The organism is Pseudomonadales bacterium (assembly GCA_024234215.1).
Taxonomy (GTDB): domain Bacteria; phylum Pseudomonadota; class Gammaproteobacteria; order Pseudomonadales; family UBA5862; genus JACKOQ01.
On sequence record JACKOQ010000002.1, the window covers coordinates 339187 to 359939 of the forward strand.

At 62.8% G+C, this 20753-nt stretch carries 18 protein-coding genes and 1 tRNA gene; 11 read left to right on the forward strand and 8 right to left on the reverse strand.

All coding sequences use genetic code 11. The features are described from left to right. Positions 1 to 8 precede the first annotated feature (8 nt). Positions 9 to 992, reverse strand: a complete 984-nt coding sequence (locus H7A13_05960; protein MCP5332888.1) for a KpsF/GutQ family sugar-phosphate isomerase — start codon at positions 990 to 992, stop codon at positions 9 to 11. Between the two features lie 206 nt (positions 993 to 1198). Between H7A13_05960 and H7A13_05965 the strand changes: the two genes are divergently transcribed. Genes H7A13_05965 through H7A13_05985 form a run of 5 tightly spaced genes read left to right on the forward strand, consistent with a single transcriptional unit; the run spans position 1199 to position 4250 of the window. Further along, positions 1199 to 2014, forward strand: a complete 816-nt coding sequence (locus H7A13_05965) for an ATP-binding cassette domain-containing protein (protein ID MCP5332889.1) — start codon at positions 1199 to 1201, stop codon at positions 2012 to 2014. Beyond that, positions 2014 to 2790 carry a lipid asymmetry maintenance ABC transporter permease subunit MlaE gene (gene mlaE / locus H7A13_05970; protein ID MCP5332890.1) on the forward strand — a complete coding sequence of 259 codons (777 nt, stop codon included), beginning with the start codon at positions 2014 to 2016 and terminating at the stop codon, positions 2788 to 2790. The genes H7A13_05965 and mlaE overlap by 1 nt, the downstream gene beginning before the upstream one ends. A 2-nt stretch (positions 2791 to 2792) precedes the next feature. Continuing rightward, complete coding sequence (mlaD, locus tag H7A13_05975; GenBank protein ID MCP5332891.1) at positions 2793 to 3263, forward strand: outer membrane lipid asymmetry maintenance protein MlaD; 471 nt, start codon at positions 2793 to 2795, stop codon at positions 3261 to 3263. Continuing rightward, positions 3260 to 3943: an ABC transporter substrate-binding protein gene (locus H7A13_05980; GenBank protein ID MCP5332892.1), complete on the forward strand. Its 684-nt coding sequence runs from the start codon at positions 3260 to 3262 to the stop codon at positions 3941 to 3943. The genes mlaD and H7A13_05980 overlap by 4 nt, the downstream gene beginning before the upstream one ends. Positions 3944 to 3947: 4 nt before the next feature. Further along, the gene (locus H7A13_05985; GenBank protein ID MCP5332893.1) at positions 3948 to 4250 is read left to right on the forward strand and encodes an STAS domain-containing protein; all 303 of its coding nucleotides are present in this window, start codon (positions 3948 to 3950) and stop codon (positions 4248 to 4250) included. Between the two features lie 148 nt (positions 4251 to 4398). On the opposite strand, the gene H7A13_05990 is transcribed toward H7A13_05985, so the two are convergent. Beyond that, positions 4399 to 4475 (reverse strand) — tRNA-Arg (locus H7A13_05990). 250 nt (positions 4476 to 4725) lie between these two features. On the opposite strand from H7A13_05990, the gene H7A13_05995 reads away from it, so the two are divergent. From H7A13_05995 to H7A13_06005, 3 genes are all read left to right on the forward strand, one after another. Further along, a complete protein-coding gene (locus H7A13_05995; protein ID MCP5332894.1) occupies positions 4726 to 5520 on the forward strand; it encodes an MBL fold metallo-hydrolase in 795 nt (264 codons plus the stop codon). 8 nt (positions 5521 to 5528) lie between these two features. Continuing rightward, positions 5529 to 6413: a hypothetical protein gene (locus H7A13_06000; GenBank protein ID MCP5332895.1), complete on the forward strand. Its 885-nt coding sequence runs from the start codon at positions 5529 to 5531 to the stop codon at positions 6411 to 6413. Positions 6414 to 6599: 186 nt separating this feature from the next. Further along, positions 6600 to 7037 carry a cytochrome c5 family protein gene (locus tag H7A13_06005; GenBank protein MCP5332896.1) on the forward strand — a complete coding sequence of 146 codons (438 nt, stop codon included), beginning with the start codon at positions 6600 to 6602 and terminating at the stop codon, positions 7035 to 7037. Positions 7038 to 7101: 64 nt separating this feature from the next. Here H7A13_06005 and H7A13_06010 read toward each other — a convergent pair whose 3' ends face one another. The 4 genes from H7A13_06010 to H7A13_06025 all read right to left on the reverse strand — a co-directional run bounded on the left by H7A13_06010 (position 7102) and on the right by H7A13_06025 (position 11733). Next, positions 7102 to 9105: a UvrD-helicase domain-containing protein gene (locus H7A13_06010; GenBank protein ID MCP5332897.1), complete on the reverse strand. Its 2004-nt coding sequence runs from the start codon at positions 9103 to 9105 to the stop codon at positions 7102 to 7104. Between the two features lie 122 nt (positions 9106 to 9227). Next, positions 9228 to 9971, reverse strand: a complete 744-nt coding sequence (locus tag H7A13_06015) for an S-methyl-5'-thioinosine phosphorylase (GenBank protein ID MCP5332898.1) — start codon at positions 9969 to 9971, stop codon at positions 9228 to 9230. Positions 9972 to 10054: 83 nt separating this feature from the next. Then, positions 10055 to 10984, reverse strand: a complete 930-nt coding sequence (locus H7A13_06020) for an electron transfer flavoprotein subunit alpha/FixB family protein (GenBank protein ID MCP5332899.1) — start codon at positions 10982 to 10984, stop codon at positions 10055 to 10057. Then, a complete protein-coding gene (locus H7A13_06025) occupies positions 10981 to 11733 on the reverse strand; it encodes an electron transfer flavoprotein subunit beta/FixA family protein (protein ID MCP5332900.1) in 753 nt (250 codons plus the stop codon). Before H7A13_06025 ends, H7A13_06020 begins: the two co-directional genes overlap by 4 nt. A 308-nt stretch (positions 11734 to 12041) precedes the next feature. Here H7A13_06025 and H7A13_06030 point away from each other — a divergent pair, with 308 nt between their 5' ends. After that, entirely contained in the window at positions 12042 to 13694 is a 1653-nt protein-coding gene (locus H7A13_06030) for an electron transfer flavoprotein-ubiquinone oxidoreductase (GenBank protein MCP5332901.1), read from the forward strand. Positions 13695 to 13907: 213 nt separating this feature from the next. Then, positions 13908 to 14882 carry an HTH-type transcriptional regulator CysB gene (cysB, locus tag H7A13_06035; protein MCP5332902.1) on the forward strand — a complete coding sequence of 325 codons (975 nt, stop codon included), beginning with the start codon at positions 13908 to 13910 and terminating at the stop codon, positions 14880 to 14882. Between the two features lie 53 nt (positions 14883 to 14935). On the opposite strand, the gene gltA is transcribed toward cysB, so the two are convergent. Together gltA and H7A13_06045 are read right to left on the reverse strand one after the other, a co-directional pair. Next, positions 14936 to 16222, reverse strand: coding sequence for a citrate (Si)-synthase (gene gltA / locus H7A13_06040; GenBank protein ID MCP5332903.1), 1287 nt, complete (start codon positions 16220 to 16222; stop codon positions 14936 to 14938). 462 nt (positions 16223 to 16684) lie between these two features. Next, positions 16685 to 17770 carry a Zn-dependent alcohol dehydrogenase gene (locus tag H7A13_06045; GenBank protein MCP5332904.1) on the reverse strand — a complete coding sequence of 362 codons (1086 nt, stop codon included), beginning with the start codon at positions 17768 to 17770 and terminating at the stop codon, positions 16685 to 16687. Positions 17771 to 17934: 164 nt separating this feature from the next. On the opposite strand from H7A13_06045, the gene cas3 reads away from it, so the two are divergent. Next, positions 17935 to 20718 carry a CRISPR-associated helicase Cas3' gene (cas3, locus tag H7A13_06050; GenBank protein MCP5332905.1) on the forward strand — a complete coding sequence of 928 codons (2784 nt, stop codon included), beginning with the start codon at positions 17935 to 17937 and terminating at the stop codon, positions 20716 to 20718. Positions 20719 to 20753 lie beyond the last annotated feature (35 nt).

Here is a 20753-nt window from a genome sequence, read left to right on the forward strand (position 1 = left end):
GCGCGCGATCATACCACACCCGAGCGGACCAGATCGTGCATGTGCAACACGCCGACCGGACGGCGCTCTTCATCGACGACGATCAGGGCCATGATCTGCCGCGCCTCCATGCACTGCAAGGCATCCACGGCCAGTTGCTCCGGCTGGACCACGGCGCCCTTCGGCGTCATCACTTCGGCCACCGAGGTGGCACGCACGTCGAGACCGCGGTCGAGCACGCGACGCAGATCGCCATCGGTGAAGATGCCGATCATGCGGCCCTGCCCATCGACCACACTGGTCAGGCCAAAGCCACAGCGGCTGATTTCGGCCAGCGCATCGCGCAGCGGGGTCGAGGCCGTGACCCTGGGCACTGATTCGTCGCCATGCATCAGATCCTCGACCTTCAGCAGCAGGCGGCGACCAAGGCTGCCACCGGGATGGGAGAAAGCAAACTGCTCGGCGGTGAAACCGCGTGCTTCGAGCAGGGCCACCGCCAGGGCATCGCCCATCGCCAGCGCCGTGGTGGTGCTGGCGGTGGGGGCCAGTCCGAGCGGACAGGCCTCCTGCGCCACCGCCACATCCAGATGCACCTCGGCAGCCTTGGCCAGTGGCGAAGCGGCATCGCCGGTCATGCTGATCAGGCGGGCCTGCATCCGTTTGATCAGCGGCACGATCGCCAGCACCTCGGCGGTGGTGCCGGAGTTGGAGAGCGCCAACACCACATCCTGCCGGGTGATCATGCCGAGGTCACCATGGCTGGCTTCGGCCGGATGCACGAAGAACGCCGGCGTCCCGGTGCTGGCCAGGGTCGATGAGATCTTGTTGGCGACATGGCCCGATTTACCCATGCCGGTGACGACGACCCGTCCCTGACAATCGAGCATCAGCAGGCAGGCCTGCACGAACGCCATGTCGAGCCGCGCCTCCAGCGCGGTCAGCGCGGCGCTCTCCAGCGTCAGGGTGCGGCGGGCAGAGCCGAGAAAGTCAAAGGTCCGGTAATCGGTTTTCATGCTGAATCGATCGGATTGACAGAAAAATGGTAAGGATGGAAAACCGGTGCGACATGGAGCCTCTGACCAGTTGCATCACCTGGCAGTTGAAGACGCCATGACAACCCTCTGCTAGAATTGAGAAAACTTTTTCAAAGCCTCCGCCGGCACGACACAGCCAGTGTGTCGTGCCAGAGCATTCTAGCCCTTTTTGTTTCGCGATACCGATGGCCAGGACCACCGACAACTTCGTCGAGATTCGCAATCTGACCTTTCGTCGCGGCAGCCGTGCGATCTTCGACAATGTCGATTTCGACATCCGCCGCGGCGCCATCACCGCCGTCATGGGACCGAGTGGCTGCGGCAAGACCACGCTGCTGCGGCTGATCGGCGCACAGCTGCGGCCCGATGCCGGCGCCATCCGTGTCGATGGCGAGGACATCGCCAGACTGAACCGCCGCCGGCTGTTCGAGGTGCGGCGCAAGATGGGCATGCTGTTCCAGAGCGGCGCCCTCTTCACCGACCTTTCGCTCTATGAGAATGTCGCCTTTCCGCTGCGCGCCCACACCCGGCTGCCCGAAGAGATGATTCGCGACCTGGTACTGATGAAACTGCATGCGGTGGGTCTGCGCGGTGCCCGCGACCTGATGCCGGCCGAACTGTCAGGCGGCATGGCGCGCCGGGCAGCGCTGGCGCGGGCGATTGCGCTCGACCCGGCGATGATCATGTACGACGAACCCTTTGCCGGACAGGATCCGATCTCGATGGGGGTGTTGGTCGAACTGATCAAACTGCTCAACCATGCACTGGGCATCACCAGCGTGATCGTCTCCCACGATCTGGTCGAAACCATGGAGATTGCCGACTACATCTACGTGATCGCCAACGGCAAGATCATCGGTCAGGGCCGTCCGGACGAACTTAAGAACAGCGACTCTGCGCTGGTGCGGCAGTTCCTGACCGGTTCGCCGGATGGCCCGATCGCGTTTCACTATCCGGCCCCCGACTATCGAACCGACCTGCTCGGGGGGCAGCCATGGTGATGGCACTGCTGCAACGGCTCGGCCGTGCCACGCTCGAATTCCTGGTCATCTGGGGCCGTGCCGGCAACCTGCTGCTGCATTCGCTCGCGGTCTGGCCCAGCCTGCAGGGCCTGCCGCTGCTGGTGAAGCAGATCCACTTCGTCGGCGTGCTGTCGCTCGTCATCATCCTGGTCTCCGGGCTCTTCATCGGCATGGTGCTGGGGTTGCAGGGCTACACCATTCTTTCCGACTACGGCACCACCTCGGCAGTGGGGCAACTGGTGGCCCTGAGCCTGACCCGGGAACTGGCACCGGTGGTCACCGCACTGCTGTTCGCCGGACGTGCCGGTTCAGCGCTGACCGCCGAGATCGGCCTGATGAAGGCAACCGAACAGTTGGCCAGCATGGAGATGATCGGTGTCGACCCGTTGCGGCGCATCATCGCACCACGCCTGCTGGCCGGCTTCATCTCGCTGCCTCTGTTGACCATGATCTTCTGCATGGTCGGGGTCTGGGGCGGCAAACTGGTGGCGGTCGATTGGCTGGGACTGCATGCCGGCACCTTCTGGTCGACCATGCAGGCCAATGTCTCCTTCCGTGATGATGTGGTCAACGGCCTGCTCAAGAGTCTGGCCTTTGCTTTTGTGGTGGTCTGGATCGCGGTGGTGCAGGGCTATGAGTGCCTCCCCACTTCCGAGGGAATCAGCCGGGCCACCACCAAGACCGTGGTCTTCTCTTCGCTGGCAGTATTGGGGATCGACTTCATACTGACGGCAGTCATGTTCGGGAACCTCTAGCCATGCAGACACGTACTCTTGAAATCCTGGTCGGACTCTTTCTGCTGCTCGGCGCCGCGGCCTTGACGGGTCTGGCGCTGCGGGTCAGCGGGCTGTCACTGACCGCTCCCGAGGCCACCTACACCCTCTACGCCGACTTTCAGAACATCGGCGGCCTCAAGGTGCGTGCCCCGGTCACCGTGGCCGGCGTCGAGATCGGCAGCGTGACCGCCATCACCCTCGATCAGCAGCGCTATGTCGGCCATGTCACCATGCAGATCAACGCCAGCGTCAACGCATTGCCCGTCGACAGCGCTGCGATGATCCTCACCCAGGGCATGCTCGGACAGCAGTACATCGGCATCTCGATCGGTGCCGAAGAGAAGATGCTGAGCGATGGCAATCGCTTCAAGAGCACCCAGTCGGCCTTGGTGCTCGAGGATCTGATCGGCAAGTTCCTCACCAGCTCAATCGACAAGAGCGGCTCGAAGTGACCCGCCCCAGACCGCACTCCAATTTTCAGCGTGGAATCAATGCGATGATTCGTCACCTGCTGCTCGCCCTCCTGCTGCTGTTACCCTGGTCCGGTCCGGTTTTGGCCGCCGAACCCCCACCGGATCAGGTGATCCAGCAGATCACCGACCGCATGATCGCGCTGATCCTGCAGGAGAAGTCCCGTTTCGACCGCGAACCGCAGCACTTTTATCAGGCCATCGATCAACTGATGACGCCGGCATCGGATTTCGATCGCATTGCCAAGGGAGTGATGGGCAAATATTACCGCCAGGCCAGCGATGCGCAGCGCAAGCGCTTCGCCGGGGTGTTCAAGGAGCGGATGCTCCAGACCTATGCCAAGGCCTTCATGAACTTCGACAACCAGAAGATCGTGGTGCTGCCCTATCGGCCGCAGCCGGGCGACGAGCCGGGTCAGGCCAGCGTCATGATGGAGGTCCATGGCCACGATGGGACCATCTATCCGGTCGCCTACTCGATGTTCCTCGACGATGCCCGACAGTGGCGGGTGCAGAATGTGATCGTCAATGGCATCAACCTCGGCCTCACCTTCCGCAGTCAGTTTGCCAGCTCGATGGATCAGAAGCAGAACATCGATCAGGTGATCGATGGCTGGTCGGCCGAGCTGGACGAGGTCAACAAAGTGACCAGGAAAGGCTGACGCGATGGCGGTCGAACTCCTCCGCGACAGCGATGGCTCGATTCAGCTGATCGGCCAACTCGACTTCGACAATGTCATCGAGTGCCGTCGCCGCGGCGAGCAACTGCTGGATGATTCAGCCAGTCCGGTGCGAATCTCGCTGGCCCGACTGGAGCGGCCGAGCAGCATCGTGGTCTCGCTGCTGCTCGGCTGGCAGCGCCACGCACTGCGGCAACAGAAGCCACTGCTCTTTCAGTCTCCCCCCGAGGCATTGCGGCAGATCATCACTGTCTGCGGCCTCGACGAGCTGTTCGCATTCGACGGCTGATCCGGCCATCCTCTCGACATCTGCCCGGTTCCCGCCACCTCTTGGCAGCTGGCTGTTTGCCTCTTTGCGCAGGACGGACCGGACCCCAACCCGAGTAGTTCAGCGAACGAACGTCTCGCGGGGTGAAATCGTGAGGGGGGAGGGAAAATGGCGCGCCCGAGAGGATTTGAACCTCTGACCTTTGGCTTCGGAGGCCAACACTCTATCCAACTGAGCTACGGGCGCGTACAGGCTTGATCGAGCAGCGGATTCTACGCAGTCGCGGCGGCTGAGTCCATCCACAATTCGCCTCTGCGATGCGAATTGTGCCAGTTCCATCGCTGTGTCAAAGATGCAAACCAAAGGTCGCAGGACAGACTCCAACGCGGCCCGGGCGGGCATCTGGCGAAAATGCGCGCCCGAAGCGACTCCAGATATTCTCCTATGCTTCTCATGATCAGCCCCACCCGCTGATTCTTTCAAAACGAGGCAAATCATGCGAACAAGCGCGCAGTTGCGACCGGCAGACTGGAGCCACTCCGAAACCATCTATCAGGATCAGGATCACCGCTTCATCTGGCTCGGCTGGGAGGAGGAAGAGGATGAAGGGATGGTGCAGACCAACCAGTATCTGATCATCCACAAGGGTGAGGGGATCCTGCTCGATCCGGGCGGGGTGCAGGTCTTTCCGCGGGTGATCGGCAATGTGGCGCAACACATCGATATCGCCAGGATTCGCCACATCTTTTTCACCCATCAGGATCCCGATGTCTCCGGTGGCATCGCCCTGTGGGCCGGCGCCACTCCAGCCCAGATCCATCTCTCCAAGCTGTGGGGAAGGTTCGTCCCGCACCTGGGCCAAGTCGACGAGAGCCGCTTCACCTCGGTCGATGACCGGGGTGGCGTCATCGCACTGCCGGGCATGGAGTTGCAGTTGATCCCCTCGCACTTCATGCACTCGGTCGGTTGTCTCAGCCTGTGGGATCCCCGCGCGAGGATTCTCTTCTCCGGCGATGTCGGCACCGCGGTCTTCCCGCCGAACGACCGCTACCTGCGGGTGGAGAACTTCGATCGCCACCGCCAGCGCATGGAAGGTTTTCATCGCCGCTACATGGTCAGTCAGAGTGTCTGCCGCCGCTGGGTCGGCATGGTACGACGCCTTGAGCCGCAGATCATCGCCCCCCAGCATGGCGCCATCTTCCCGGCACCCGCCATTGCGCCCTTTCTGTCATGGCTTGAGAACCTGCGCTGCGGCATCGACCTGCTCGACGACTGGTATGGGGCTGCATGATGGCCAGGTTGACATTTTTTCGGCGCTCGCCGCAATCAGAAGCAAGCGGAGGCCGCTTACAGGGTCTGACCCAGACCCTGGGCCACTATCTGGCCTATGGCACCCTGATGCGCAGTGCACTGAGTCAGACCTTCAGTCGTTTCAACGGCATGATCGCCCAGATCCAGAACAGCACCCATCTTCTCTCCGACGTGATGGCGCAGGTACGACACAATGCCGACGAAGTGCAGAGCCACAGCCAGGTGATGCTGCTGACGGCGGCTGAAACCGCACAGGCGCAGGTGGGGCTGGTCGACTCTTTCTCCGCGCGGCTGGAGGAGTCGCATCAGGCGGTACACAAAGGGCAGCGGGTCCACGGCGAGATGGAGCAGTTCTCCCAGGCCTTCGTCGCCATCGGCCAGATGGCCCAGGTGATCACCGACATCGCCGATCACACCAACCTGTTGGCGCTCAATGCCGCCATCGAAGCCGCCCGCGCCGGTGACGCGGGCCGCGGCTTCGCGGTGGTGGCCGACGAGGTGCGCGCTCTGGCGCGGAAGTCGAACCACTCCTCCCAGCAGATACAGCAGGCCATCGAGGATCTGCGGCAGCGCATGGCAGCCTGTCTGCATCTGCTCACCGACTTGGTCGGGACGGTGACCACGCTGGAAGAGCACATGGTCGAGGTCAGCGGCATCGCCACACAGACGCTGGAGCAGGCCAACTCGGTCCGCCACGCCTCCGAGACCATCAACCAGTCGGTCACCCGGCAGTGCGAGGCCATCGATCAGGCCGCCGAGGTCTCGGCACGGATGTTGACGCTCACCGAACAGGCCAGACAGACCACCACTTCCCTCGGCGAGGCGATGGCTGCCGCCTGGCAGGTTTACCAGGCAGGCGGCCATGGCCGCTGACCTTGAGCAGGATGGATGGCGAAACCGGGAGAGCCCACTGCCCAGCTCCATGCGCACGGTGCTGATTCCACACGGCAATCGGACTATACTTGGCACAGGCTTCGATCGATCGCCATCCGTTTTTTCAATGACCCAAACTGGAGAATGTGCCCGATGAATCATCCTGTTATCACCATCAAGCGCGCAATGCTGGCCACTGCGCTGATCGCCTGCGCCGGTTGGATGGGTGCGGTCAACGCCGCGGAGCAGAGCCGCACCAGCCACCACAGCAACACCGAAGCCGCGATTGCCGAGCGCATCCACCCGTTTGGTTCGGTCTGCGTCGAAGGCAAGGAGTGCGCAGCCAACCAGGGTGTCGCTGGCGCGCAGGTCGCCAGTGCCGCCAAGAGTGGTGAAGAGGTGTTCAAGGCCAGCTGCTTCAGTTGCCATGGCACTGGCGCCGCCGGCGCACCGAAACTGGGCGACAAGGCCGCCTGGGCACCCCGCATCGCCAAGGGGATGGACACCCTGCTGAAGAGCGCAACCAGTGGCCTCAACGCCATGCCGCCCAAGGGGCTGTGCATGACCTGCAGCGACGACGAACTGAAGGGCGCGATCAAGTACATGGTGGATGGCAGCAAATAATCCGCTCCAGGCGCGCAGATTTTGCTGAACAGGGGGCCCGAAGGCCCCCTGTTGCATTCAGGGGTCACTGCTCCAGCAGATGCCGCAGGCTCGACAGTGCGGCGGCACCCCGTTGCTGTTTGGCCTTGGGATCTTCGTCGCTGCGCCCCTCCCAGTCGAGCAGCTCCGCTGGCAGTTCGTCGAGAAAGCGGCTCGGAGTGGTGGTAAAGAGCTCCTGGTAGCGCTTGCGGCGGGCGGTCAGCGTCAGCGTCAGGCTCTGGCGGGCACGGGTGATGCCGACATAGGCGAGCCGCCGCTCCTCTTCGATCTGTCCCAGCTCGATGCTGTTGCGGTGCGGCAGCAGCTCCTCCTCCATGCCCATGATGTAGACATGCGCAAACTCCAGCCCCTTGGCCGAGTGCAGCGTCATCAACTGCACCCGGTTGTCGTCCTCCTCTTCGTCACGCTGTTCGAGCAGGTCGAGCAGCAGCAATCGGGCAACGGCTGATTCGATGTCCCGTTCCTCTTCGTCATCGCCCAGTTGGCGACCGATCGAACCGAGCAGCAGCTCGACATTGGCGATGCGCCGTTCGGCAGTGATCTCGCTCTTGCTGTTCTGCCGCAGCCACTGCGGGTAGTCGATTTCATCGACCAGTTCGCGAATCGCGGTCAGGCTGTTGCGGGTGAAGATCTGCCGACGGCTGCGCTCCAGCAACTGCTGGAACTGACGCAGCTTCTCCAGGGCCCGTGCCGGCAGCGCACTCTGCAATCCCAGTTCGCCACAGGCGGCCAGCAGGCTGATCTGGCGCGCACCGGCATACTCGGCCAGCGCACGCAGCGTGGCCGGCCCGATCTCGCGGCGCGGCACATTGATGATGCGCAAAAAGGCACTGTCATCATCCGGATTGACGATCAGCTTGAGGTAGGCGACCAGGTCACGCACCTCGCTGCGGGCAAAGAACGAGGTGCCGCCGCTGATGCGGTAGGGAACACGAAAGCTCTGCAATTTGAGTTCGAGCAGCCGTGCCTGGTGGTTGCCACGATAGAGCACGGCGCAATCGCCATAACGGACCCGCTGCTTCAGGTTGCGCTCGATGATGCCGTGCACGATGCGTTCGACCTCGGCCTCTTCATTCGGCAACCGCAGCACCCGGATCGGCTCGCCCGGCCCCAGTTCGCTCCAGAGGGCCTTCTCGAACAGATGGGGATTGCGGCTGATCAATGTGTTGGCCGCCTTGAGAATGGTGCCGGTCGAGCGGTAGTTCTGCTCCAGCTTGATCACCTTGAGTGTCGGAAAATCGCGCTGCAACTCGACCAGGTTCTCTGGCCGGGCACCGCGCCAGGCGTAGATCGACTGGTCATCGTCACCGACCACGCTCAGCGCCGCACGGCTGCCCACCAGCAATTTGATCAGCTGATACTGGCTCTCGTTGGTGTCCTGATACTCATCGACCAGCAGGTAGTGAATGCGGTTCTGCCAGCGCTCCCGCGCCGTGGCATCGTTGCGCAGCAGCTCGACCGGCAGGCGGATCAGGTCATCGAAATCGACTGCATTGTAAGCCTGCAAACTCTCCTGATAATGCCGGTACACCTCCGCCACCAGCGCTTCGAGCGGTGTCGCGGCCATGGCCCGCAGTTGCTCCGGACTCTGCAATCCCGACTTGGCACTGGAGATGAGTCCGCGCACCAGCGCGACCTGCTCATCCTGCGCCCCGTCGTCGCGTCGCATGATCTCCTTGATCAGCGTCAGGCTCTCCTCCTCGTCGAAAATCGAGAAGCCGGGCCGCAGACCGAGCTGACTGCACTCCTGACGCACGATCGTCAGGCCAAGGGTATGAAAGGTGGAGACCATCAGCCCCCCGCCCTCTCTCTGCAACAGCTGCTTGATGCGCGCCTGCATTTCACGCGCGGCCTTGTTGGTGAAGGTGACGGCGGCGATGTGCCGCGGCGACAGGCCACACTCACGCACCAGATAAGCGATCTTGCGGGTGATGACGCTGGTCTTGCCGCTGCCGGCACCCGCCAGCACCAGCAGTGGGCCGTCGATGTAGTGCACCGCGGCCAGTTGTTGAGGATTGAGTCGCTGCATCGCTGCGCCGGTCAGAAAAGGGGGCGGATTTTAACAGGCGCAATCGTGCCGGCGACAACAGCCGCGCCGTCGGTTCTGGCTGCTCAGGCGCCGTTGCTCACTGTGGAGACTGAACCAGCCAGCTAAGCGGCCATCTGTTGCAGCAGCCGCGCCAGCAGTTGGCGGACATGCGCCATGCCGCTGTCCAGCACCTGGTTGATCTCCTCCATCGTGATCAGCCCGCTGCCACGACCAGCCGCCGGGTTGACCACCAGGCAGACGCAACCGTAGCGCAGCCCCAGTTCACGCGCCAGTGCCGCCTCGGGCATGCCGGTCATGCCGACCAGGTCGCAACCGTCGCGCTCCAGACGGTCGACCTCGGCCTTGCTTTCGAGCCGTGGCCCCTGGGTGCAGCCATAGACACCGGCTGGACTGTAGGGCAGCGACAGGGCGCTGGCCGCTTCGACCAACTGCTGTTGCAACCCGGCATCGTAGGGATGGGTGAAGTCGACATGCTCGACCCGGTTCAGGTCGGCATAGGTGTGGGCACGCCCCCAGGTGTAGTCGATGATCTGATCGGGAAACACCAGGATGCCGGGCGGCAGGCTGGCCGGGATGGCACCGACCGTGTTGACCGCGATGACGCGGTCGGCACCGGCCTGTTGCAGTGCCAGCATGTTGGCTTGGTAGTTGATCAGATGGGGCGGCAGCGAATGCTGCGCGCCATGACGCGGCAGGAACAGCAGCGCCTGACCGTGAAAGTGGCCACAGCTGATCGGTGCCGAGGGGGTGCCGTAAGGGGTGTCGATCTGGCGGGTCTCGCTCAGCTGAAAACCCTCGAGCTGGGTCAGACCGGAGCCGCCGATGATGGCCAGTTTGCCGTTCATGCGCATTTTTCACTGATTGAATCGTTGCTGGAAATGAAAAACCCGGCCAGTGCCGGGTTTTTCATCGTCACGCCGCCGCTCGCTCAAAGCAGTTTGTCGAGGGCGGGGACCGCTTCGAACAGGTCGGCCACCAGACCGTAGTCGGCCACCTGGAAAATCGGCGCCTCTTCATCCTTGTTGATGGCGACGATCACCTTGCTGTCCTTCATCCCGGCCAAGTGCTGGATGGCGCCGGAGATGCCGACGGCGATGTAAAGCTCGGGTGCCACGATCTTGCCAGTCTGTCCCACCTGCATGTCGTTGGGCACGAAGCCGGCATCGACAGCAGCACGCGAGGCACCGATGGCGGCATTGAGTTTGTCGGCGATGCCTTCGAGCAGCTTGAAGTTCTCACCATTCTGCATGCCACGGCCACCGGAGATGACGACGCGGGCTGCGGTCAGCTCAGGACGGTCGGACTTGACCACCTCTTGCGAAACGAAGGTGGAAACGCCGGCATTGTGGGCAGTGCCAACCGCCTCGACCGCGGCGGAACCGCCTTCGGCCTTGGCGGCATCGAAGCCGGTGGCACGCACGGTGATCACCTTGATCGGATCACCCGACTTGACAGTGGCCATCGCATTGCCGGCATAGATCGGCCGCACGAAGGTGTCGGCGCTGACCACGGCAGTGATCTCGGAGATCTGGGCCACGTCGAGCAGTGCGGCGGCACGCGGCAGGGCGCTTTTGCCGTTGCTGGAGGCCGGTGCCAGAATGTGGCTGTAGCCCTTGCCGAGTTCGGCGATCAGCAGGCCCATGTTCTCGGCCAGTTGCTGGGCATAGGCAGGGTTGTCGGCCAGCAGCACCTTGCTGACGCCATCGACCTTGGCGGCCTGATCGGCCACCGCGGCACAGCCGCTGCCGGCAACCAGAACCACCACATCGCCACCAATCTGCTTGGCAGCGGCCACGGTATTGAGCGTGGCACCCTTGAGGGTGCTGTTGTCGTGCTCGGCGATGACTAGAACACTCATGAAATCACCTTCGCTTCGTTTTTGAGTTTATCAACCAGTTGCTCGACGCTTTCGACCTTGATGCCGGCCTTGCGCTCTGCGGGCGGCTCGACCTTCACAGTGGTCAGACGCGGTGCGGCATCGACACCCAGATCTTCGGGCGTGATCCGATCGAGCGGCTTTTTCTTCGCCTTCATGATGTTCGGCAGCGAGGCGTAACGCGGCTCGTTGAGTCGCAGGTCGGCGGTCACCACTGCCGGCAGTTTGAGCTCGATGGTCTGCAAGCCATCATCAACCTCACGGGTCACCGTGACGCTGCCACCGGCCACCTCGATCTTGGAGACTTGCGTGCCCTGGGCCAGACCGGCCAGTGCGGCGAACATCTGGCCGGTCTGGCCGTTGTCCGCGTCGATCGACTGTTTACCGAAGATGACGAGGCCCGGCTGCTCCTTGTCGTACACCGCCTTCAGCAGCTTGGCGATGGCCAGTGGTTGCAGTTCGGCATTGGTCTCGACATGGATGGCGCGGTCGGCGCCCAGGGCCAGCGCGGTGCGCAACTGCTCCTGGCTGGCGGCGGGGCCCATGCAGACCGCGACGATTTCGGTGGCGACCCCTTTCTCTTTCAGGCGAACCGCTTCTTCGACGGCGATTTCGCAGAAGGGGTTGATCGCCATTTTGACGTTGTTCAGGTCGATGCCGGTCTGGTCCGAGAGCACCCGAACCTTGACATTGGCATCAACGACGCGCTTTACCGGGACAAGAACCTTCATGATGTGCCGTTTCCCAATTGAGCTGTGAATAAATAAAAACCCGGCAGATGACCGGGCATGACGGACGCGCAAAGCGGCATGATTCTCCTCGTTTAGTCGCCCGAGGTCAATATTCGAGGGCATCCGTGCAGGGGCTCTGCGCATCTTTTGAATTGGTCTTTGTTCCGGGTCGCTCTATAATCGCCCGCTGTCATTTTCTTCGTGTTCTTCGTGGATGACTGGGTTGGCCGCCTGGACCGGCCAGCCAGGTTCAGCAGAAACATAAGCAGCCAGGAAGAAGCCCAGCTCAAGAGTGAGGAGTGATCGCCGTGGAACGTGAATCGATGCAATTTGATGTGGTGGTGGTTGGCGGGGGCCCTGCCGGCCTCTCTGCCGCCTGCCGTTTGATGCAGTTGGCGCAGGAAGCCGGACAGGAGCTGACCGTCTGCCTGGTCGAAAAGGGTTCCGAGATCGGCGCGCACATTCTCTCCGGCGCCGTTTTCGAGCCCTCGGCGCTCAATGAGCTGTTTCCCAACTGGCAGGAGCTCGACGCACCGCTGAAGACGCCAGTCAAGGGTGACGTGTTCCACTACATGCTGAGCCCGACCAGCGCGGCGAAGGTGCCGAACCTGTTCATCCCCAAGCCGATGCACAACGAGGGCAACTACATCGTCAGCCTCGGCAACCTCTGCCGTTGGCTGGCCACCCAGGCCGAGTCGCTCGGTGTCGAGATCTTCCCCGGCTTTGCCGCTTCCGAGATCCTGTACAACGAAGATGGCAGCGTCAAAGGCATCGCCACCGGCGACATGGGTGTGGGCAAGGATGGCAGCCAGAAGGACAGCTTCACGCCTGGCTACGAACTGCATGCCAAGTACACGATCTTCACCGAAGGGTGCCGTGGCCACCTCGGCAAGCAGTTGATCAGAAAATTCAACCTCGACGAAGGGCGCGATCCGGGCCACTACGGCATCGGCATCAAAGAGATCTGGGAGATCGACCCGGCCAAGCACGATCAGGGGCTGGTGGTGCACACGCTGGGCTGGCCGATGGACAACCAGACTGAAGGCGGTGGCTTTCTCTATCATGCCGAGAACAACCAGCTCTACCTCGGCTACATCGTCTCGCTGAGCTACACCAATCCCCACTTGAGCCCGTTCGAGGAGTTCCAGCGCTGGAAGCAGCATCCGAAGATCAGACACTACCTTGAAGGCGGCAAGCGCCTGACCTATGGCGCGCGGGCAATGAACAAGGGTGGTCTGCAGTCGCTGCTCAAGATGTCGTTCCCCGGCGGCTTGCTGGCCGGTTGTGAGGCGGGCACGCTCAACACCGCCAAGATCAAGGGTTCGCACACCGCGATGAAGTCGGGCATGCTGGCAGCCGAGGTGCTGGCCGAGGTGCTCTTCGCCGGCGACGAGGGCGGCAAGGATCTGACGCAGATGCAGCAGAAGTTCGAGACTTCATGGCTCTATCAGGAGCTGCATGCCACCCGCAACTACGGCCCGGCCCTGCACAAGTTCGGCACCTTCCTCGGTGCTGCTTTTGTCTATGTCGACCAGAACCTCTTCGGCGGCAAGATGCCCTTCACCTGGCGCAACCCCGACCCCGACCACAAGGCAATGAAACCGGCGGCCGAGTGCGCCAGGATCGTCTACCCGAAACCCGATGGGGTGATCAGCTTCGATCGGCTGTCATCGGTCTACCTCTCCAGCACCAACCATGAAGAGGATCAACCCTGCCACCTGACGCTGAAGGACCCTGCGGTGCCGCTGCGAAACAATCTGCCGCTCTACGACGAGCCAGCGCAACGCTACTGCCCGGCCGGCGTCTATGAGATCGTCGAAGAGACGAACGGCGACAAGCGCTTCCAGATCAACGCGCAGAACTGCGTGCACTGCAAGACCTGCGACATCAAGGATCCGGCCCAGAACATCAACTGGGTGGTGCCTGAAGGGGGCGGCGGTCCGAACTACCCCAACATGTAACGGCAAAACGCCGTTCGGTTCCGAACCGATTCAGACCGACAAGGGCCTGCGCAATGCAGGCCCTTGTCGTTTACAGTCATGCCTGACGGCCTCGGCTGGATGACTGGCTGTCTGACGCTGCAAAGATGGAATAAATCGTGTTTTGAGTTATAACTGAACTGACCGACCCAGACACGGTACGGACATGGCAACCGACAGCGAACCGGAGCAGACATGAAGCTGCAACAACTGCGCTACATCTGGGAAGTGGCCCGTCACAACCTCAACGTCTCGCAGACTGCCGAGAGCCTCTACACCTCACAGCCGGGCATCAGCAAGCAGATTCGCGCTCTCGAGGATGAACTGGGGGTGGAGATCTTCTCACGCAACGGCAAGCACCTGACCCATGTCACGCCGGCCGGTGAGGCGGTGCTGAAAGTCGCGGGCGAGATTCTGCAGCGGGTCGAGTCGATCCGGCAGCTGGCCCAGGAGTTTCGCGACGAGAACAAGGGCAGCCTGTCAATCGCCACCACCCACACCCAGGCACGCTACGCCCTGCCGCCGACGATTCAGCGGTTCATTGCACGCTATCCCGATGTCTCGCTGCACATGCATCAGGGCACGCCGATGCAGATCGCCGAAATGGCGGCGGAGGGCAAGGTCGATTTTGCCATCGCCACCGAGGCGCTCGACCTGTTCGATGCCCTGCTGATGATGCCCTGCTATCGCTGGAACCGCTCCATCGTCGTTCCGCATGGGCATCCATTGACGCAACTGCCCAGGCTCACGCTGGAACAGGTTTCCCGCTATCCGATCGTCACCTATGTCTTCGGCTTTACCGGCCGCTCACAACTGGATGACGCCTTCAACGCCGAACGGCTGAAGCCCAGGGTGGTGTTCACCGCCACCGACGCCGATGTGATCAAGACCTACGTGCGCCTGGGTTTCGGCATCGGCATCGTGGCCTCGATGGCTTACGACCCGTTGCAGGACCGCGACCTGGTCGCACTGGATGCCAGCGCGCTGTTCGAGCCCAGCATCACCCGAATCGGCTTTCGGCGCGGCACCTTTCTGCGGCGCTACATGTATGACTTCATGCAGTTTTTTGCTCCGCACCTCAGCCGCGATCTGGTCGATCGGGCGGTGGCCTGCAAAAGCCGGGAAGAGGTCGAGGCGCTGTTCGCGCAACTGGTGCTGCCCGAACATTAGCAGCGCCATCGCCGGTGCATGGATGGCGAATGGCGCTGCGAGAGGGCGGCCACTCAGCCGCGCTGGTCGATCGACACGAAGTCGCGTGCCTGCGCGCCGGTGTAGAGCTGCCGCGGCCGACCGATCTTGTAGCTGTTGCCGACCATCTCGTTCCAGTGGGCAATCCAGCCGACGGTGCGGGCCAGCGCGAAGATCACCGTGAACATCGTCACCGGAATGCCGATGGCCTTCAGAATGATGCCGGAATAGAAGTCGACGTTGGGGTAGAGCTTCTTCTCGATGAAGTAAGGATCCTTCAGCGCGATCTCCTCGAGCTTCATCGCCAGTTCGAGCTGGGGATCCTGGATGCCGAGCTGATCGAGCACCTCGTAGCAGGTCTGGCGCATCACCCGGGCGCGCGGATCGAAGTTCTTGTAGACCCGATGGCCAAAGCCCATCAGTTTGAATGGATCGCTCTTGTCCTTGGCCTTGGCCACGAACTTGTCGATGTTGGCCGACGAACCGATCTGATCGAGCATGATCAGCACCGCCTCGTTGGCGCCGCCATGGGCCGGCCCCCACAGCGCGGCGATGCCGGCGGCGATGCAGGCAAAGGGGTTGGCGCCTGATGAGCCCGCCAGCCGCACCGTCGAGGTCGAGGCGTTCTGCTCGTGGTCGGCATGAAGAATGAAGATGCGGTCCATCGCCTTGGCCAGCACCGGATTGATGTTGACCGGCTCGCACGGCACACCAAAGGTCATGTGCAGGAAATTCTCGGCATACGAGAGGCTGTTCTGCGGATACATGAACGGCTGGCCGACCGAATACTTGTAGCACATCGCGGCCATCGTCGGCATCTTGGCGATCAGCCGGTTGGCCGCGATCTCCCGATGCAGCGGATTGTTGATGTCGGTGGAGTCATGATAGAAGGCCGACAGCGCGCCGACGACGCCACACATGATCGCCATCGGGTGGGCATCGCGGCGAAAACCGTTGTAAAAGGAGCGGATCTGTTCATGCACCATCGTGTGATTCTTGATGGTGCTGACAAAGGCCTCTTTTTCTTGCGGGTTGGGCAGTTCGCCCTTCAGCAGCAGGTAGCAGGTCTCCAGATAGTCAGACTGCTCCGCCAACTGCTCGATCGGGTAGCCGCGGTGCAGCAGAACGCCCTGCTCGCCATCGATGTAGGTGATCTTCGATTCGCAGGAGGCGGTCGAGACAAAACCCGGATCGTAGGTGAAAAATCCCCGATTGGTCAGGTCACGCACGTCGACGACGTCAGCACCCAGCGTACCGGAATAGATGGGCAGTTCGATGGGCGCCATTCCCGGTATGGTCAGGGTGGCTTTTTTATCGGTCATTAACGGGGCTCCTGCGGTGAATACGAATGGAACTGGTCAGCGGCGTGGGCGACACATGACACGAAGGGCAGTGGTTTTCAGGGGAGAGCGCGACAGATGGAATGGGGTCATGAACCTGCATCATTGAATGTTTGTGTGCACCATTCTAGTCGAGGCCGGGGTTGCTGAAAATCGGCCGACATGCCAAGTGGAATGCCTTTTACCCTGCAAAATCCGCTCCCTGTTCGTGTCTGCCCCCTGCTGCACGGGCTGCTTCGGAGTGATTTTCTGCACAGAGCACTGCCGATCGCGACGAATCTGCCCGGTTGTGGCGCCTGAAAGGGCATCGCAGATGCGCATGAGGCATCCAAAAGGGACCGACCGGGCACGATTGCGGTGGCTGACCGCCCCCCCCAACGCTTGCGGAGGATTGAAGGCCAGCCTGAACAGCGTGAATGGCTGCTCAGACTGGCCGGTGAGCGATCACAGTGCCATCGACAACAGCGTGCGCGCCACTTCGCCCGCTTTCAGTGCCTTGATCGCCTGATTCACCTCGTTCAAAGGCCGCACCTGCGAGACCAGTTGATCGAGCATGATCTTGCCCTCCATGTAGAGGTCGACCAGCCGGGGAATGTCGACATGCACCTGCCCGGAGCCGTAGATCGAACCGACCAGCCGCTTCTCCTGCAGGAAGTCGCCGAGCGGAATCTCGGCAATGTGACCGGTGCCCACCCCGATGACGACAGCCATGCCGCCCGGGCGGATCATCGCGAAGGCCTGCTGCACAGTGACCGGCAGACCGATCACCTCGAAGGCGTAGTCGAGGTAGGGGCTGATCTCCTTCACCTTGGCCACCGGATCACCCTCGCCGGCGGCGACGCAGTGGGTGGCACCGAATTCGCGCGCCATCTCCAGCTTGTTCGGCAGCAGGTCGACCGCGATGATGCGGTGTGCACCAGCCAGTCTCGCCCCCTGAATGACGTTGAGGCCGACGCCGCCGCAGCCGATCACCGCGACATCGCTGCCCGGCTCCACCTTGGCGGTGTGGATGGCGGCACCCACACCAGTCATCACGCCGCAGCCGATCAGGCTCACCTTGTCGAGTGGAGCATCCTTGCGAACCTTCACCATGCTGGTCTCCGGCAGCAGCACCTGGTGGGCCCAGCCGGCCACCATCACCCCCTGCATCACCGGCGCACCCTCCTTGCGCAGACGCGGGCGTGGACCGGTTGCCTGCCGGTCGGGCAGATCGGATTCGGTGCAGAGGTTGCGCATGCCTTTCACGCAGTAGAAGCACTTGCCGCAGGCACCGCGGAAGGCGACGATGACATGGTCGCCCGCTGCCACGCTGGTCACATCCTTGCCCACCGCACGCACGACGCCGGCAGCCTCGTGGCCGAACACCATCGGCACCGGCGTCTGCGGCATTCGCGCCATCACATGCAGGTCACTGTGGCAGACGCCACAGGCGGTGACATCGACCAGCACTTCGCTGCCTTCGGGTGCGTCGATCTCGATCTCCTCGATGGCGATCGGCTTGTCACTGCCACGGTAAAGAGCTGCTTTCATCGGAGTTCTCCCTGGTTATTATTGTTGGGTCGATCGTTGAAGAAGCGGACGGTCGCACCGGCACTCTACACCATCTCCATCTCTGGCAAACATCGATCGTCGATGGCCAAAGGGCCAGACATTGGTCCATCATTGCGCACGGCACAATGCATATGGATTCAGGGATGAAGGAACAGACAGATTGCCCATCCTCTCTGCTGCACTACTGGGGCAAGGCCGACCCCGGCTACCCCGGCGAGCCCAAGTGGCACCCGCTGGTTTATCACTGCCTGGACGTGGCAGCGGTGGGGGTAGAGTACATGGAGCGCGCGCCGGCACAGCGGCGGCTGTTTGCTGTGGCACTGGGGGATGAGGCCGGACTCGCGGGGTGGATTGCCTTTTGGCTTGCGCTGCATGACTTGGGCAAGTTCACCGAGGCGTTTCAGGGCCAGCGCACGGACCTGTTCCGGGCGCTGCGCGGACGCCCGCCGGGCAAAACCTACAGCCTGCGTCATGACAGCTTGGGCTGGCTGCTCTGGCAGGGGTTAATCAGCGGGCAGGCCGAGACGGAGCAGTGGTTCCGGCCGGACAGCGACGCATACCGCGATGGACTCGACGCCTGGGTGCGCGCGGTCACTGGCCATCACGGACAGCCACCGCTTTCGGGCGGATTCTGGAAAACCCACTGTCACCGACAGGAAGATTGCGCGGCGGTACAGGATGCGGCGACGGCGCTACGAGGCCTGCTGCTCGATGAGGCAGCCTGCCAGATACCTGCGCGGCTCGGTGCGGAGCGCTTTGCCGAGATCAGCCGGGATCTGTCCTGGTGGCTGGCCGGGCTTACGGTGCTGGCCGACTGGATCGGTTCCAACACCCGGTATTTTCCGTACCAGAGCGCCAAACAATCGTTGGCCGACTATTGGCAGCAGGCGCGCAAGCAGGCTGCCTTCGCGCTGAGCGACTGCGGCGTGTTGCCGGTGTGCAGCCGTAGTGAACTCCCCTTCGGCAAGCTGTTCCCGAATATCGCCCTGCCTTCGCCGTTGCAGTGCTGGGCCGCTGACCTCGACCTGTCCGCCGGCCCGCAGATTCACCTGCTGGAGGATGTCACCGGCGCCGGCAAGACCGAAGCGGCGGTGGCGCTCGCCCACCGCTTGATGGCACAAGGGCAGGCTGATGGATTTTTCATCGGCCTGCCCACCATGGCCACCGCCAACGCCATGTATGGCCGTATCGCGGCCGTTTATGGGCGCCTGTTCGAAGGTGAGGCGAGTCTTGCGTTGGCCCATGGCCACCGCCGGTTCGTCGAGGCATTCGCCCGGTCGGTGCTACCCCCCACCACCGCGGAGCATGACAGTGCTCAACAGGACGAAACCGCCAGTGCACGCTGTGCGGCCTGGCTCGCCGACCACAACAAGCGGGCGCTGCTGGCCCCCGCTGGCGTAGGAACGCTGGACCAGGCCTTGCTCGCGGTGTTGCAGAGCCGCCATCAATCGCTGCGCCTGCTGGGTTTGAGCCACAAGGTGCTGCTGGTCGATGAAGTCCATGCCTGCGACGACTATATGCTGGGCGTGCTCTGCGTGCTGCTGCAATTTCACGCCCGCGCCGGTGGCAGCGCCATTCTGCTTTCGGCCACCTTACCCGTTGCCATGAAGCGCAAGCTGCTGGCCGCCTTTGCCCATGGCTGCGGTAACACGAATATTCCTGCGCTGACGCAGATGGCCTATCCGCTGGCCACGAGTTGGCACAGCGGCGCGCCGCAGCGAATGCTCGAAACCCCGCTCGACACGCGCTCCTCAGTGATGCGCACGGTGACGGTGCGCTCAGCGGAAGATCAGGAAGAGCTCATCGCCGCCGTTCTGGCTGCGCTGGATGCCGGGCGCTGTGTCTGCTGGATTCGCAATACGGTGGCCGATGCGCTCGATGCCTTCGAGCTGTTCCGCGGCCGGATTCCCGATGAACACCTGATGCTGTTCCACGCCCGTTTCGCGCTGTGCGATCGCCTGGACATCGAAGCGCGGGTGCTCATGCATTTCGGCCCCGAAAGCAGTCCTGCCGAGCGCGCCGGACGGCTGCTCATCGCCACCCAGGTGGTCGAGCAGTCGCTCGATCTCGACTTCGATCTACTGGTCACCGATCTGGCGCCCATTGACCGCATGATCCAGCGCGCTGGCCGCCTGTGTCGCCATGTGCGTGATGAGGCGGGTCGGCGTTTGATCGCGCCGCAGGCAATGGATCGGCGCGGTTCGCCGTGCCTGTGGGTCTATGGACCAGCCTGGACGGAAACCCCGGCAGGCGACTGGTTCAAGCGCACATTCCCCAAAGCCGCGGTGGTCTATCCGGATCACGATCAGCTGTGGCTGACGGCCCAGGCGCTGCGCCGCGGTTCGATCGCCATGCCGCAGGACGCGCGCAGGCTGATCGAAAGCGTTTTTGGCGAGGACGCGCAGACGCCCGAGGGGCTGCAACACAGCGCCGACCGTGCCCAGGCCAAGGGTTATGCCGATGCCAGCCAGGCGCGGGCCAACACCCTCACCTTCGAGGCTGGCTACAGCGCCGATGGGACGGACTGGTGGAGTGAAGCCAGAACGCCCTCCCGGCTCGGCGAGCCCACGGCCAACGTGGTGCTCGCGCGCTGGGACGGCGACAGCCTGCGGCCCTGGGCCGACCATGACGATCCCCGTCAAGCCTGGGCCTACAGCACGGTGCGAGTGGCGGAACGCCTGATCGCCCGCGCAGTCGAGCCCGAATCGGCCTCGCGCAAAGCCGCCCTCGAGGCGGTGCGCGAAGCCCTGCCGGGACAGGGGCGTTGGTCGGTGTTGCTGCCGCTGGATGAAACGCGCGACGGGTGGCAGGCGGACGCAGTGGGCTCCCCTGAGCCAGGCGTATTTCGCGACAAGCGAATCCGCTATTCGAGGCGTGCAGGTCTGGTCGGAGGGGATGTGCTGGATGGTGATCCATCCAGCACATGAGCCCCGCGTAGGCGGGGAACGTATCGCCGCTGGCC